This window comes from Sphingomonas sp. P4_G3, assembly GCF_056401105.1.
The window spans coordinates 1,071,653-1,087,408 of record NZ_JBFUJZ010000001.1 but is presented as its reverse complement, the minus strand read 5'-3'; the positions used below and the strand labels follow the sequence as shown (position 1 = coordinate 1,087,408).

The 15,756-nt window shown below is 65.5% G+C and carries 12 protein-coding genes; 6 read left to right on the top strand and 6 right to left on the bottom strand.

Annotated elements, in window-relative coordinates; genetic code table 11:
- Position 1: 1 nt before the first annotated feature.
- Complete coding sequence (locus AC1DQQ_RS05125) at positions 2-451, bottom strand: MaoC family dehydratase (RefSeq protein ID WP_478042059.1); 450 nt, start codon at positions 449-451, stop codon at positions 2-4.
- Positions 448-1,620, bottom strand: coding sequence for a CaiB/BaiF CoA transferase family protein (locus AC1DQQ_RS05120; protein ID WP_478044439.1), 1,173 nt, complete (start codon positions 1,618-1,620; stop codon positions 448-450). The genes AC1DQQ_RS05125 and AC1DQQ_RS05120 overlap by 4 nt, the downstream gene beginning before the upstream one ends.
- Before the next feature lie 72 nt (positions 1,621-1,692).
- On the opposite strand from AC1DQQ_RS05120, the gene AC1DQQ_RS05115 reads away from it, so the two are divergent.
- The gene (locus AC1DQQ_RS05115; protein ID WP_478044438.1) at positions 1,693-2,862 is read left to right on the top strand and encodes an extracellular solute-binding protein; all 1,170 of its coding nucleotides are present in this window, start codon (positions 1,693-1,695) and stop codon (positions 2,860-2,862) included.
- Complete coding sequence (locus AC1DQQ_RS05110; RefSeq protein WP_478044436.1) at positions 2,859-3,992, top strand: CaiB/BaiF CoA transferase family protein; 1,134 nt, start codon at positions 2,859-2,861, stop codon at positions 3,990-3,992. Before AC1DQQ_RS05115 ends, AC1DQQ_RS05110 begins: the two co-directional genes overlap by 4 nt.
- A 131-nt stretch (positions 3,993-4,123) precedes the next feature.
- Here AC1DQQ_RS05110 and AC1DQQ_RS05105 read toward each other — a convergent pair whose 3' ends face one another.
- Positions 4,124-6,820, bottom strand: coding sequence for a TonB-dependent receptor (locus AC1DQQ_RS05105; RefSeq protein ID WP_478044435.1), 2,697 nt, complete (start codon positions 6,818-6,820; stop codon positions 4,124-4,126).
- 228 nt (positions 6,821-7,048) lie between these two features.
- Between AC1DQQ_RS05105 and AC1DQQ_RS05100 the strand changes: the two genes are divergently transcribed.
- From AC1DQQ_RS05100 to AC1DQQ_RS05090, 3 genes are read left to right on the top strand one after another with little or no spacing between them, the layout of a single operon-like run.
- On the top strand, positions 7,049-8,629 hold the full coding sequence (locus AC1DQQ_RS05100) for an aldehyde dehydrogenase (NADP(+)) (RefSeq protein ID WP_478044434.1): 1,581 nt from the start codon (positions 7,049-7,051) through the stop codon (positions 8,627-8,629).
- Positions 8,626-9,597: an AraD1 family protein gene (gene araD1 / locus AC1DQQ_RS05095; protein ID WP_478028763.1), complete on the top strand. Its 972-nt coding sequence runs from the start codon at positions 8,626-8,628 to the stop codon at positions 9,595-9,597. Before AC1DQQ_RS05100 ends, araD1 begins: the two co-directional genes overlap by 4 nt.
- Positions 9,598-9,639: 42 nt before the next feature.
- Positions 9,640-10,353 carry a FadR/GntR family transcriptional regulator gene (locus tag AC1DQQ_RS05090; protein ID WP_478028762.1) on the top strand — a complete coding sequence of 238 codons (714 nt, stop codon included), beginning with the start codon at positions 9,640-9,642 and terminating at the stop codon, positions 10,351-10,353.
- Positions 10,354-10,521: 168 nt separating this feature from the next.
- Here AC1DQQ_RS05090 and AC1DQQ_RS05085 read toward each other — a convergent pair whose 3' ends face one another.
- Positions 10,522-12,318: an IlvD/Edd family dehydratase gene (locus AC1DQQ_RS05085; RefSeq protein WP_478044432.1), complete on the bottom strand. Its 1,797-nt coding sequence runs from the start codon at positions 12,316-12,318 to the stop codon at positions 10,522-10,524.
- A 178-nt stretch (positions 12,319-12,496) separates the two neighbouring features.
- On the opposite strand from AC1DQQ_RS05085, the gene AC1DQQ_RS05080 reads away from it, so the two are divergent.
- Positions 12,497-13,783, top strand: a complete 1,287-nt coding sequence (locus AC1DQQ_RS05080; RefSeq protein WP_478028760.1) for a sugar MFS transporter — start codon at positions 12,497-12,499, stop codon at positions 13,781-13,783.
- A gap of 13 nt (positions 13,784-13,796) precedes the next feature.
- Here AC1DQQ_RS05080 and AC1DQQ_RS05075 read toward each other — a convergent pair whose 3' ends face one another.
- The gene (locus tag AC1DQQ_RS05075; RefSeq protein ID WP_478044430.1) at positions 13,797-14,639 is read right to left on the bottom strand and encodes a ThuA domain-containing protein; all 843 of its coding nucleotides are present in this window, start codon (positions 14,637-14,639) and stop codon (positions 13,797-13,799) included.
- A 39-nt stretch (positions 14,640-14,678) separates the two neighbouring features.
- Positions 14,679-15,602: a Gfo/Idh/MocA family protein gene (locus AC1DQQ_RS05070; protein ID WP_478044428.1), complete on the bottom strand. Its 924-nt coding sequence runs from the start codon at positions 15,600-15,602 to the stop codon at positions 14,679-14,681.
- Positions 15,603-15,756: the final 154 nt, after the last annotated feature.

Sequence of the window (15,756 nt, the reverse complement as noted above, 5' to 3'; positions counted from 1 at the left end):
TTCAGTCGGCCGGACGGCGCGCCACGAGATAGAGATGCTCGCACGCCAGCACGGTCTCGCCGCGCTGGTTGCGAACGTCGACCGCTTCGGTAACGACGCCGTGCAACGCTCTTTTGGGATGGTCGCGCTTGTCGGCGATGCGCGTGATCGTCGTGATCGTATCGCCGATATGCACCGGGCGGATGAAGCGCAGCCGATCATAGCCATAGGACATTGCGTGCGGGTTGATCGTTGTCGCGGTCAGGCCGATGCCGATCGAAAAGACCATCGTGCCGTGAGCGATACGCTGGCCGATGTCCTGGGTCGCGCACCATTCGGCATCCATATGATGCGGGAAGAAGTCGCCGGTATGGCCGGCATGGACGACAAAATCGGTCTCGGTGATGGTGCGGCCGAAGCTCGTGCGCTCCGACCCGATCTCATAGTCCTCGAAATATTGCTCGACGATCATTGGCCAAGTTCCCGGTCGATGGATAAGCGGTCGGCCCCGAGCCGGGGCGCCGCGCGCGGAGAGGTGAGGATCGCGCCGTCGACGCGGATCGGGCAGCGGGTCAGCGTCAGCGCCGCGCCATCGAGCGAGCGCACCTGTTGAGTCGCATGGAGCGCGGCGAAGGCGGGTTCCGCCATCAGCGCCGGCCAGTCGAGCACCGGCGCCGCCCAGATTCCGGCGGGCTCGAGCAACGCCAGCCAATTGGCGGTGGCGCGCGTTCTGAGATGGTCGCGGATCAGCGCCTTGATCGCGTCGCGGTCGGCGAACCAGCGGTCCACCGGAAACCCCGCCAGCACGGGCAGATCGATCACTTCCCCCAGCCGATCGACCGGCGTCATCGCCAGCGCGAGATAGCCGTCGGCGGTGGCATAGATGCCATAGGGCGCGGCGAGATAGACGTTGCCATTGGCCAATTCGCTGCGCGCCGGCATCGCGCCGCCGCGGTTGAGATGCACCGAGAGATGTTCGAACTGGAGATCGATCGCGGTCTCGATCAGGCTGACGTCGACGCGCCCGCCCTTGCCCGTCACCCCGCGCCGCACGAGCAGCGCCAAGATGCCCTGGCAGAGCTGCGCGCCCGCCATCATGTCGGTGATCGACAGCCCCGCCGGCACCGGCGCGCCACCGGCATCGCCCGACAGCCAGGCAATGCCCGACAGCGACTGGACGAGCAGGTCCTGTCCGGGGCGATCGCGCCAGGGCCCGTCCGGACCGTAACCGCTGACGCCGGCATAGATCAGCCGTGGGTTGAGCGCGGACACCTGGTCCCAGCCCAGCCCGAGCCGGTCCATGATCCCGGGCCGGAAATTGTGGATCAGCACGTCGGCGCGCGCGATCAGTGCCTTCACCGCGGCGAGATCGGCCGCCTGCTTGAGGTCCGCGGTGTAGCTCAGCTTGCCGCGGTTTATCGCGTGGAACAGTGCGCTGTCCTGATCGAACGCGGTGTCGGCGAGGAACAGCGACCGGCTGGCATCGCCGCCGTCGGGCCGCTCGACCTTGATCACCCGGGCGCCGAGATCCCCGAGGCGCAGCGCGCAGGATGGGCCGGCGAGGAACTGGCTGAAATCGAGCACGGTTATGCCGTTGAGCGGCAATGCGCCGGGCGATCCATTCCCGCCTCCATCCCGCATCGCCGCTTCCACTCGACCAGCTCCTAAAAAGTATGACTATATTATCTTTGTCGAACTGCTATTGGCGGCCGAATGGCGAGTCAACCGTTTCCCGAACGGGCGACGATCAAATCGATGGAGCAAGGCGCGACTATGCGCGGCATGACCTGGAACCATTCCCGCGGCTACGATCCGCTGGTTGCCGCATCGATCGAATGGAAGGCGCTGACCGGCGAGACGATCGAGTGGGACCAACGCTCGCTCCAGGATTTCGAAAGCTATCCGGTCGAGGAGCTCGCGCGGCGCTATGACCTCATCGTGATCGACCATCCGCATGTCGGACAGGTCGCCACCAGCGGCTGCCTGATGCCCATAGACGAGGCGATCGATCCCCCGACGCTCGAGGCGATCGCGTCCGGCTCGATCGGCGGATCGTATGAGAGTTACACCTGGGCGGGGCATCAATGGGCGCTGCCGATCGATGCCGCAGCGCAGGTCCAGGCCTGGGTGCCATCGCGCATCGCGGCGCCGGTGACCGACTGGCGCGAGCTTGCCGCGCTCGCGGCGGACGGCCGCGCCTCGCTGCCGCTCAAGCCGCCGCACAGCCTGATGAGTCTGTTCACCTTGTGCGGGATCGCCGGCGTGACGCTCGATGGCGCGGGCGACGACCTCTTTCCCGCCGAGGCCGCGCGCGCATATGATCTGCTCGCGACGCTCGCCGGACAGGTCGACGAGCAGGCCTATGCGATGGACCCGATCGACATGCTCGAGGCGATGGCCGATCCTGCCGGCAAGCTTGCGATCGCGCCGTTGATTTACGGTTATGTCAGCTATGCGATCGACGGCTTCCGGGCGGAGACGGTGCGCTTCGCCGACATTCCCGCGCTCGATCACGGCCCCACCGGATCGACGCTCGGCGGCACCGGCATGGCGGTATCGGCCTATGGCCGCAATCCGCCCGCCGCGGCGCGCTTCGCCGCCTGGGTCGCCAACGGCAAAGCGCAACGCGACCTGATCGCGCGGCACGGTGGCCAGCCCGGCCACGCCGATGCGTGGGACGCGGATGGCGTCAACGCCGCGACCAACGATTTCTACCGCGCCACGCGCGCGACGCTCGACCGCGCCTGGGTCCGCCCGCGGCATGACGGTTATATGCCGTTCCAGCACGCCGCCTCCGAACGGATCAACACGGCGCTGCGCGGCGGCGAGCCGGCGGCGGAGGCGATCGCGGCGCTCAACCAGCTCTATCGCGCGAGCCGATGATCGCCCCGCTCGACGGTCTTCTCGTCATCGACATGGCCCAATTCCTGTCGGGCCCGTCGGCGGCGTTGCGCCTCGCCGATCTCGGTGCGCGTGTGATCAAGGTCGAGCGGCCCGATGGCGGGGACATCTGCCGCACGCTCTATCTCAGCGACACCGATCTTGCCGGCGACTCCACGCTCTTTCATGCAATCAACCGCAACAAGCAGAGCCTCRCCGCCGACCTCAAGGACCCGACCGACGCGCGGCGCGTCCACCGCCTGATCGACCGGGCCGATGTCGTCATCCAGAATTTCCGCCCCGGCGTCGCCGACCGACTCGGCTTCGGGCCGGCAGCGCTGAGGGCGCGCAATCCGCGACTGATCGTCGGCAGCATCTCCGGCTATGGCGAGGATGGTCCCTGGGCCGCTTTGCCCGGCCAGGATCTGCTCGCCCAGGCCTTGTCGGGCGCGATGTGGCTAAGCGGCAGCACGTCGGACGGCCCGGTGCCGTTCGGGCTGTCGGTCGCCGACATGCTCGCCGGCCATGTCCTGGTCGAAGGGATATTGGCCGCTTTGGTCCGGCGCGGGATCAGCGGTAATGGCGCGACGGTCGAGACCAGCCTGCTCGAGGCGATGGTCGACCTCCAGTTCGAGGTGCTGACCACCCATCTCAACGATGGCGGCCGGCTCCCACAACGCGCGGCGGTCGACAACGCTCATGCCTATCTCGCGGCGCCATACGGCGTCTATCGCACCAGCGACGGCTGGCTCGCGCTGGCGATGACTCCGCTCGATCTGCTCGGGCGATCGCTCGACCTCCCACTCGCCGGCCGCGACGCCTTTCTCGAGCGGGACGCGATCAAGGCGGACATCGCGGTGCTTCTGGCGGGCTGCACGACCCAGGCATGGATCGAGCGGCTGCGCCCGGACGGCATCTGGTGTGCGCCGGTCAGCGACTGGCCGACTTTGCTGACGGAAGAAGCCTTCACGCGGCTCGACATGCTCCAACGCCTCAAGCGCGGAGCCACGCCGATCACTACTACGCGCGCGCCCATTCGCGTGAATGGCGCGCGTGCCGGCGCCTCGGCGGCAGCGCCGCGCATCGGCGAGCATAGCGAGGCTATCGTCCGCGAATTCTCGCTCGACGACTGAGCCACACGTCCGAAGAAAAAGGGCACGAACCAGAGGTTCGTGCCCAGTCGGAGGTTCAGGGGGAAGTACCGGCCGGATCTTCCGCTCCCCCTTGAGCAGAGCATCCGGCCGGATGGGGTATTCTCGTCGGATCAGTATTTCAGGCGGACGCCGATCATGAACTGTCGATCGTCGATCGTGAACTGCCCGGGCCGGGTCTGGACCTGATAATATTGCTGGATCTGCGTCCGCAGCAGGTTCTGCGCATCGAACGACAGCGTGAAGTGCTTGGTCACGTCGATGTTGAACGACGCGTCGAGCCAACCATAGCCCTTGGTGTAAACCGGCCAGGTGAAGGTGTGAAGCGCGCCGGCCGCGTCCGTATAGGCGCCGCCCAGGATGCTCGACAGGAATTTCGAGCGGTAGTTGTATGCGACGCGCAGCGATACGCCGTTCTTCTCGTAGATGCCGACGATGTTGTAGCTCGTCTTCGACAACTGAGTCAGAGGTGCCGAAAAGCCTACCAGCGACGTCGGCGCCTTGCTGTCGGCATAAGTGAAATTCGCCTGCATCCCCAGGCCCGACAGGAAGCCCGGCAGGAAATCGAAGAACTGCTGATAGCCGACCTCGAAGCCCTTGACCTTGCCGTCGCCGGAATTCTCCGGCGCCGACAGCGTATAGCCCGTCAACCCGCCGATCGTCACACCCGTCGTCTGGCGCGTGAAGATGAAGCCCTGGACGTCCTTGTAGAAGCCGGCGGCGTAGACCGATCCGGTCTTGTTGAAATACCATTCGAGCGAGATGTCGGCGTTGTTCGCCTTGATCGGGCTCAAATTGGGATTGCCCTGGCTGGCGGCGAGCTGGCCCGGCACCACGGTAAGCGCTGGCGAGAGCTGGCTGAAGTCGGGACGGGTGAGCGTTTTCGATGCGGCCAAACGGAGCTGGAGCTTGTCCGTCAGGTGGATGCGGAAGTTCGCGCTGGGCAGCCAATCGTCATAGCTGTTGTGGACCGAGACCGGCTCGACGACATTGGGCACGACCGGGGTCAGTCCGCCACCCGGAAGCGTGGTCGTTTTCAGCTGATTGCCGACGATCGTGTCCTTGGTCCGGACATATCGGACGCCGATATTGCCATCGACCGGACCGAATTTGAGGCTCGCCATCGCATAACCGGCCCAGACGGACTCGTCGGCATTGAACGCGGCAAGTTGCGAATTGACCGATGTGACCGATGGAGCAAGCGCGCCCGTCAGACCGAGCTGGCTCAGGACACCCTGGAAGTTGTTCGCAAGCTGGCCGACCACGGCGTAGGGATAGTTGCGCTGGAAATCGAGGCCGGCAGCGGTCTTGTCGTAGAAGTCGCCATAGCCATTGGCCTGGAACAGCCCCGGATACGCTGCCGGGTTCGTGTTCGGCGTCTTGCCGGTATAACGAAGCGGGTTGTTCTGCGCGATCGTGCGGTCCGAATACCGGACCCCGAACTTGATCGAACTCAGCCAGCTATCGACCTTGTATTCGCCATCCAGTTGCGCGGCCGCCTCATGCCCGGAATAGTGATTCTCGTTCCGCGTCAGGTTGCCGACCTTGTACTTGCTGAGGTCGGAGAGGTCGTACGCTCCCGTCGATGACGACGGTGGATTGGTCCCCAATTGCTGCGTGATGGTGGGCACCGTGGTGATCAAGTCGAGCTCGGTATACCAGAGATCGTTGGTCGACTTGGTATAGGTGCCGTCCGCGGTCAGCGTGAATTGCCCGCTGGTCCATTTGCCATTGAGCGAGATGGACCTGTTCTCGTCCGCGAAGTCGCGCTCGGTGCTGCCGGCAGTCAGCGACTGATTGGCATAGGTGACTTGGGAAATGTCCTGCGTGCCCGGAAAGGTCGTGGCGCTGCCCGGCACGACTGCGGTACCGGCGCTCTGGAATAGCGCGTTATATTGCTGCTGCGTCGCCTTGAAGCGTTGATATTGGCCCTCGATCAGGAATTCGAGATTGGGCGCCGGCCGCCACTGGAAAGCCGCATTGGCGCCGATACGTTCGCGTTCGCCGGTAATCAGCACCTGGTTGTTGCCGTTCGGCGCAAACACCTGCTGCCCGGCAATGACGTTCAGCCGCGATCCCGGTGCGCCGGTCGAATCGAGGTCCTGACGATACGGTCGCAATTGGTACGAGACGCTGATCATCGCCCCCATCTCGCCAATGCCCGTGTGCCAGCGGTCGCTAAGCAGGACCGAAGCGGACGGCTTCGATTTGCCGATCAGGTCGCCATAGAAATTCCGCAGGGTCGCGCTCGCCGAGAAACCGGGGAGGTCCAGCGGTCGCCGCGTCCGGATATCGACCAAGCCGCCCAGGCCGCCTTCGATCAGGTCGGGGCTCGGCGACTTGTAGACGTCGATCCGGCTGATCAGTTCGGCCGGGAGATCTTGCAGGTTGAAGGTGCGGCCGCCGCCGGCGGTGAAGGTCTCACGCCCGTTGAGCGTGGTTTCGACCTGCGGAAGACCGCGAATGGCGATCGAGCTGCCCTCGCCCACGTCACGCGACACCTGGACGCCGGTAATACGCTGCAGCGCCTCGGTGGCGTTGTTGTCGGGAAGCTTGCCGATATCCTCGGCGACAATCGAGTCGACGATCTGCGAGGCAGTGCGCTTGCGATCTGCCGCACTGGCGATCGACGCACGGACGCCGGTGACGACGATCTCCGCCGGGGCCGATCCATCGGCAGTCTGCGGTGCCGGATCGGCCGCTTGGGGCGCAGGCGTGCCCGCGTCCTGCGCATGCGCCGCGCCGGCGGTGAGGCCGATGATCATCGCGCCGAGCGCGACTCCGCAACGAATCTGACCGGAATAGTTCATTCCTCTCCTCCCAAGACGGTTTCGGCTTATCTGCCATGCTTGATTTATAGTACTAATTATCGTGATATTGTATGATTATATGCTTGTCAATCCTGGTCAAAGAGCGGCCATCTCGGGAAGAAATCATGATTTATCATGCTGATAAATTGCGAGATTCGGAGGAACGTCGATGGGGTTGAAGCGACGGACTAAGCGGGCTAATTATGTCTGAGTTATTGGAGACATTCCTTGATAGACGGTTCCATCCTGATCGGCGCAGAGGCGCGCCAGTCCGATACCCGCTTCACTTCGGTCGACCCCGCGACCGGTGAGGCTCTACGGCCCGATTTCTCCTCTGCCGGAGCCGACGCGGTGGACGCTGCCTGCGCGCTGGCCGAGACAGCCTTTCCCGCCTATGCGGCGATCACACCCGAAAGGCGCGGCGCGTTCCTCGATGCCGCGGCGCAGGCGATCCTCGACATCGGCGATGAATTGATCGTTCGCGCGATGCAGGAGAGCGGCCTGCCTCGCGCCCGGCTCGAAGGCGAGCGCGCGCGGACCGTCGGGCAACTTCGCTTGTTCGCGTCCGTCGTCCGCCAAGGCGACTGGCTTGACGCTACGATCGATCCGGCTCTTCCCGACCGTCAGCCGCTGCCGCGCCCCGATCTTCGGCGGATGAACCTGCCGCTGGGTCCGGTTGCCGTATTCGGCGCGTCGAACTTCCCGCTCGCCTTTTCGGTTGCCGGCGGCGACACCGCCTCGGCTTTGGCGGCGGGCTGCCCGGTCGTGGTCAAGGGCCATCCCGCCCATCCCGGCACCGGCGAACTGGTGGCGCGCGCGATCGCCGCGGCGGTGACGTCGAGCGGCCTGCCGGCGGGCGTCTTCTCCTACCTTCCCGGCGAGACCAACGCGCTCGGTGGAGCGCTGGTCGCGGATCCGAGGATCAAGGCGGTCGGCTTCACCGGATCGCGCGGCGGCGGGCTCGCGCTGGTGCGAATCGCGGCGACGCGCGCGGAGCCGATCCCGGTCTATGCGGAAATGTCGAGCATCAATCCCGTCATCCTGTTCCCCGCCGCGCTCGCCGCGCGCGGGCCGGCGCTGGCCGAGTCGTTCGTCGCCTCGCTGACGATGGGTGCTGGGCAGTTCTGCACCAATCCGGGCTTGGTCATCGGGCTCGACAGTCCCGATCTCGACGCATTCGTCGCGACCGCGGGCAAGGTGCTCGAAGGCAGCAAGTCCTCAACTATGCTCACCCCGGGCATCCACGCCGCATTCGAGAAGGGGGTCGGCGCACTCGCCGGACATGACGCCGTCCGCACCGTCGCGCGAGGTTGCGCCGGCGACGGCGCCAACCAGGCAGTGGGCGCGCTGTTCGAGACGAGCGCCGAGCAGTTCCTCGCCGATTCGGCGCTGGGCAACGAGGTGTTCGGCGCGTCCTCGATCGTCGTGCGATGCCGCGACACTGCCGAGCTGGCGAAAGTCGTTACCGGGCTCGAAGGACAATTGACCGCGACGATCCAGATCGATCCGGCCGACGAATCCGCTGCAGCGGAAATCCTGCCGCTGCTGGCCCGCCGGGTCGGCCGCATCCTGGCCAATGGCTGGCCGACCGGAGTCGAGGTCGCGCATGCCATGGTCCATGGCGGGCCCTTCCCCGCAACCAGCGACAGCCGCACCACGTCGGTCGGCAGCAAGGCGATCGAGCGCTTCCTGCGTCCGGTCTGCTTCCAGAATCTGCCGGCCGGCCTGATCCCCGCCGCGATTGGCGACGCGAATGAATGGGGGATCGCCCGCCGCATCGACGGCCAGCGTGAGGAGTCGCCGAAATGATCCGTTCCCTGATCCAATTCGACGATGGTGCGCGCGGCGTCGCGGCTTTGGATGACGACGGGGCGCGCCGCGTGACCGGTGCGACGACGACTCTAGCGCTGGCGAACGAAGCAATGGCGGCCGGCGTGTCGCTCGCCGAACTCGCGGGCGCGCGGCTGGGGGAGGCGGTCGATCTTGCGGGCGTCACCCTGCTCTGTCCGATCGACCATGCCGACCCTGCGCACCTGCTGGTCAGCGGCACTGGCCTCACTCATCTCGGCTCGGCCGAGGGGCGCGACAAGATGCACCGCGCGGCGATCGAGAATCCGGCACCGACCGATTCGATGAAGATGTTCCTGATGGGTGTCGAAGGCGGCAAGCCCGAGACCGGCGCGATCGGCGTTCAGCCCGAATGGTTCTACAAGGGCGACGGCGCGATCCTGGCCGCGCCCGATGCGCCGCTCGCCATGCCCGATTTCGCACTCGATGGCGGCGAGGAACCCGAGATCGCCGGGATCTATCTGATCGCATCGGACGGCGCACCGGTCAGGATCGGCTTCGCGCTGGGCAACGAATTCTCGGACCATGTCACCGAGCGCGGCAATTACCTCTGGCTCGCGCATTCGAAGTTGCGCGCTGCCGCGCTCGGCCCGGAATTGCTGCTCGGCGAACTGCCCCAAGATGTGCGCGGCACCAGCCGCATCCTGCGCGACGGCGCAGTGATCTGGGAGAAGCCGTTCGTCTCAGGCGAGGCGAACATGTCGCACAGCATCGCCAATCTCGAGCACCATCATTTCAAATATGCCGGTTTTCGCCGCCCTGGCGATCTGCACGTCCACTTCTTCGGCACCGCGACGCTGTCGTTCAGCGACGGGGTGAAGACCGAGCCGGGCGACGTGTTCGAGGTCGAAGCACCGCCCTTTACGCTGCCGGCGCGCAACCCGCTCGCGCAGGAGGACCCAATTCCGGTGGCGGTGCGCAGCTTGTGAGCATTGTCACCGGGATCGCGACCGCATAGGCTGGCACGGTCGATGGATGACGACCGCCCCCCTCCCGCGCCACGCATCCATGGTACGATCGCGCGCAAGCTCGGCATCGAAATCGTCGGCGGCATCCGCAAGCCCGGTGACATATTGGACGGCGAGATCGAGGCGAGCGAGGATCTCGGCATCTCGCGGACCGCTTATCGCGAGGCGATCCGTATCCTGGCCGCCAAGGGACTGGTCGAAAGCCGGCCCAAGGCAGGGACGCGAATCACGTCACGCAACCGCTGGAACCTGCTCGATCCGGATATCCTGGCCTGGACGTTCGAGGGCGAGCCCGACCCCCAGTTCATTGTCGACCTGTTCGAGCTGCGCGAGGTAATCGAGCCCGCCGCCGCCGCCTTCGCAGCGCAACGGCGCAGTGACCACGACTTGGCCGAAATGGCGGAAGCGCTCAACGGCATGCAGGCGTTCGGCCTGGCCGACGAACGCGGGCGCGCCGCCGACCAGCGTTTCCACCGCGCCATCCTGGCCGCCGCGCGCAACGAGCCGCTGACCGCGCTGGCCAGCACGGTCGGCGCGGCGGTGAGCTGGACCACCAAGTTCAAGCAACGCCGCCGCAGTCTGCCGCGTGACCCGCTCCCCGATCATCGCCGTGTCCATGCGGCGATCGAAGCGAAGGATAAAGATGGCGCGCGGCGCGCGATGACCGACCTGCTGCGACTAGCGCTGACAGATATGGAATTGCCTGGGGGGGAGTGACAAAGCTCCCCTCCCTGCAAGGGAGGGGTCGGGGGTGGGTGCGCGCGTCTGCGCGCCCAAAAGACTCAATAACCTATCGGCAAAACAGTATCGGACGAGGCATCGAGCCTCGCCCGATACTCACCCACCCCTTAATCCCCTCCCTTAGAGGGAGGGGAAATTGGAGCGTCAGTGATTGTCGCGCGGCAGGCCCTTGGTCTGGGCGATGCGCTGATAGGCCTCCGCCCCTTCGAGGATGGCGCCGCTGCCGAGCTGGCCCACCACCGCGCGCTGGATCTCCTGCCACGGGGTCTGCGACGCGGGATAGCGATAGCCCCCCGCCGCCTCCAATGCGCGCCGCCGCTCGGCGAGCTCGGCGTCGTCGATCAGCACGTCGGCAGTGCCGCGCCTGAGGTCGATGCGCACGCGATCGCCGGTCCGGAGCAGCGCCAGCGCACCGCCCGCCGCGGCCTCGGGCGAGGCATTGAGGATCGAAGGACTGCCGCTCGTGCCGGATTGGCGGCCATCGCCGATGCACGGCAAGGCATGGACTCCGTCGAGGATCAGGTGCGCAGGCGGCCGCATGTTCACCACCTCGGCCGCGCCCGGATAGCCGATCGGCCCGGCGCCACGCATCACCAGCAGGGTTCCGGAGGTGATGTTGGAGGCGGGATCGTCGATCCGCGCATGATAATCCTCCGGCCCGTCGAACACCACGACCGGCCCCTCGAATGCTTCGGGATCGTCGGGGTTCGAGAGATAGCGCTCGCGGAATTCGGGCGAGATCACGCTGGTCTTCATGATCGCGCTGTCGAACAGATTGCCCGACAGGACGACGAAGCCGGCGTCTTGCATCAGCGGATCGTCGAACCGGCGAATGACCTTCTCGTCTTCGATCGCGGCATCGCGGCAATTGTCGCCCATCGTGCGGCCGTTGGCGGTCATCGCCTCCTCCGCGATCAAGCCGTGCTGGATCAATTGCGCGACCACCGCGGGAACGCCGCCCGCACGGTAATAATCCTCGCCCAGATATTCGCCGGCAGGCTGGAGATTAACCAGCAACGGGATGGCGTGGCCATGGTCCTGCCAGGTTTTTAGCGGCACTTCGACGCCGATATGGCGCGCGATCGCGGTCAGGTGAATCGGCGCGTTGGTCGATCCGCCGATCGCCGAATTGACCGCGATGGCGTTGAGGAACGCCTCCTTGGTAAGGATATCCGACGGTTTGAGATCCTCCGCGACCATCTCGACGACGCGCTTGCCGGTGCGATAGGCGACTTCCTGGCGATCGCGATACGGGGCCGGGATCGCCGCCGATCCGGGCAGCGACATGCCGAGCGCCTCGGCCAGCGAGTTCATCGTCGTCGCGGTGCCCATCGTGTTGCAATAACCGGTCGAGGGGGCCGACGAAGCGACGAGGCGGATGAACTCGGCATCGTCGATCTCGCCTGCCGCGAGCAGCTGCCGCGCTTTCCAGACGATCGTGCCCGAGCCGGTCCGCTCGCCCTTGTGCCAGCCGTTGAGCATCGGCCCGACCGACAAGGCGATCGCCGGGATGTTCACCGTCGCCGCCGCCATCAGACAGGCGGGCGTCGTCTTGTCGCAGCCGATCGTCAGTACGACGCCGTCGATCGGATAGCCGTAGAGCGTCTCGACCAGACTGAGATAGGACAGGTTGCGGTCGAGCCCGGCGGTGGGGCGCTTGCCGGTTTCCTGGATCGGGTGGACCGGGAATTCGAGCGCGATGCCGCCCGCCTCGCGTATCCCTTCGCGCACGCGCGCGGCGAGCACGAGATGATGGCGGTTGCAGGGACTGAGGTCGGATCCGGTCTGGGCAATGCCGATGATCGGCTTGCCCGATTGCAACTCCTCGAGACTGAGGCCGAAATTCAGGTACCGCTCGAGATACAGCGCGGTCATGTCGACATTGTCGGGATTGTCGAACCAGGCGCGGCTGCGGAGCTTGGGCTTGTTGTCGGAGGGCATTCAGGGCTCCAGGGGAAATTGGACGAGGCGCGAGGCGGGCGCGAATTTCATGAATATCAATACATTATGCATGCCGCCCCTCCTTTCGATACCGACCGGATTGACCGCGGCACGAGCGATATATAATCAGACAATTAGCCAAGGCACAAGCTTTGCGGTCGTACAAAGGAAGAGGAAGATGGCAGGTCCCGCGGCAACTACCCCGCGTCAGCAGGTCGAAATGCCGAGCGGCGGCAGGTACGGGCCGGCGCTCGCCTTGCTCGCCAGCCTCTTCTTTATGTGGGGGTTCATCACGGTCATCAACAATACGTTGCTGCCGCACCTGAAGAGCGTGTTCGAGCTCAACTACCTGCAGACCACCCTGATCGAATCGACCTGGTTCGTAGGCTATCTCGTCGCTTCGATTCCGGCGGCCAAGCTGATCGAGCGGATCGGCTATCAAAAGGCGCTGACGATCGGGCTCGCGGTGATGACGGTGGGGTCGCTGGGGATGATCCTGGCGGCCAGTCTGCCTTCCTATGGTGTCACGCTCGCCTCCCTATTCATCGTGTCGTGCGGAATCGCATTGCTCCAGGTCGCCGCCAATCCTTATGTCGCGGTGATCGGCTCGCCCCAGACCGCGGAGTCGCGGCTCACCCTGGTCCAGGCGTTCAACACCACCGGCGACGTGCTGGCGATCGTGTTCGGCCGGTATCTGATCCTCGCCCGCACCACTGCCGGGACCTCGGCCGAGGGCGTCCAGCTGAGCCACGCGCAACGCATGGCCGACGCGCAGGCGACCGAATTGCCGTATCTGATCGTCGCGATCGTGCTCGCGGTGCTGACCGTCGTCATCGCCCGCGCCAAGCTGCCCGCGCTGGGCGCGGCGACGCAGCGTGCCAATGCCGAGGAGCGCAAGCATCTGTCGCTGTGGAAGCACCGCAACCTGATTCTCGGCTGCGGCGCGATCTTTCTCTACGTGCTGGCGGAGATCGGCGTCGGCAACCTGTTCATCAACTTCGCGTCGCAGCCCCATATCGCCAACATCACCCATGAGCAGGCCGCCTTCTACCTGACCTTCGTATGGGGCGGGATGATGGTCGGCCGCTTCGCCGGTGCGTGGATCATGCGCTATTTCGCGCCGGAGAAGGTGCTCGCATTGTTCGCCATCGGGGCGCTGGTGTCGGCGCTCATCGCTACCTTCGTGCCTGGCCCGACGGCGATGTATGCGCTGATCGCCGTCGGCCTGTTCCACTCGATCATGTTCCCGACGATCTTCGCGCTTGCGATCCGCGGCCTGGGACCGCTGACCGAGGAAGGATCGGGATTGCTGATCATGTCGATCGCCGGCGGTGCGTTGGTCTTCATCCAGGGCAGCGTCGCCGACAATTTCGGCATCCAGCTCGCCTTCATCGTCACGGCTTTGTGCGAGATGTATGTGCTGTATTACGCGCTGTGGGGCTGCAAGGTGACCAACCCGGCGTGACGGCCGGGCAGAATCAGCAGCCTACCCCTTCCGCGCGCGCGGCCCAGCGGATTGCGCCGCTGATCATCTTCTGGTGGAGCGGTTCCGAATAGGTCTCCGCCTTGTGGCCGAGTGCCGAGAAGAACACCCGCCCGCGACCGACGCAGCGCGTCCAGATCAGCGGATGGAGCTTGCCCATCCGCACGCGCTCGGGAAACGGATCGTAGCTGCTCTCGTCGAGCGTCGCGAGGATGTGGGTATCGTTGCCGGTCGGCACCCGATCGAACGAATACCATTCCTCGGTCCGCACCCATTTCGCCGGCAGGTCGCGCGTCGCCGGGTTGCTGCGGTCGATCACGTCGATCGTCCCCTGCTGGAACTGCTTGGGCCGGCCGGTATGACCGATGAACTGCGCACCGATCAACGTGGTCGGGTACCAGCTCCAGTCATATTGCGGGTCGCCGCCAGCGCCGTGGAGCAGCACCACACCGCCGCCCTTTTCGACCCATGTCTTGAACGCCGCACGCTGATTGTCGTCGAAGATCGTCCCGCTGGTGCTGCTGAGCACGACCACCGCGAAACGCGCGAGGTCGCGCGGGTTCATCACGGCAGCATTCTCGGTCTCGAACACGTCGCGATGCTGTTTGCGGACGAGCCCGACGAGCACCGTCTTCGCGGCGGCGATCTGATCGGGATCGCGGAAGCCGTTGGTCTTCGAAAGCACCAGCACCGCGCCCTTGCGCATTGCCGGGATCGGCGGTGGGACGGTGTCCATAACCGGCGTCGGCCAATTGCGCGGATCGCGCGGTGGCGCGACCGGCGCCGGACTTGTGGCCTGGAGGGCGATCGCGAACACCAGCGCAGCACGCAACATCATGGCCTCACTCCCCCGCTTTTCCCGGTTGTCCGCAGACGATCACCACTCGAACGCATCGCCGGTCGTACGTTCCGCGATCAGGAACGCGTCCGCCACGAGCTGAAGCGGCCGCAAGTCGACATCGCTTTTCCCGGTCGCGACCAGCTCCGCGAAGCGCCGATAGAGACCGGGATATTCGGTGTCCGCAGCTTCGCGCGGCGGCTCTCCGGGAAGGCGCAGGATCGAGCCGCCCATCGACAACACCATCGTGCCGGCATCGGTATCGACTTCGATGTCCCAGGTCTGTGGGCCGGTCTGCAGGAAATCGAATTCGGCCGACACCGGTACGGCGCCGGTCAACATCCCGAGCGTCGCCTTGAGTGGCCCCTGTCGGCCGGCAGGAACGCTGATCGTCGCGGTGTCCACGCGCCAGGGCTCGGGCAGGATCCTGGTCGCGATCGACAGGGCATTGATCCCGGGATCGAACACGCCGAACCCACCCGCCTCCAATATCCAATCCTGCCCCGGATGCCAGCGGCGGATATCCTCGCGCCACGCGATTCGGACCGCATCGATCCGTCGCCCGGCGAGCCAGGCGCGCGCCGGTTCGACCCCCGCCGCTTCACGCGAATGCCATGTGGCGAACAGCACCACGCCTTTTGCCTGCGCCAGTTCGGCCAGCGCGACCGCTTCGGATACCGTCGCCGCCGGCGGCTTCTCCATCATGACATGCAGCCCCGCCTCGATCGCCATGCGCGCCTGATCGAAGCGGCCACGAGGCGGCGTGCAAAGCGATACGGCATCCAGTGCGACATCGCCGCCGAGCATCGCGTCGATCGTCGGGAAGTTGGCAACGCCATCGAGTGTCGCGTTGCGGCTGGCCATCGCGACAAGATCGTAGTCCGCGTTCGCGGCGAGCGCCGGCAGATGCTGATCCCGCGCGATCTTGCCGAGGCCAACCAGTCCGATCCGCAACTTCTTCATGCCCACTCCATGCCCAAATAAATACTCATACATATTCCTATCGGCCGGCCGGCCTGCTAGCAACCACGTATCAGTTGGGCGCCGATCTTGAAGGCCAAGCGGGAGCACACGTGCCGCCGGAATCGATGCATAGCGACGTCCGCAGTCTAGGTAG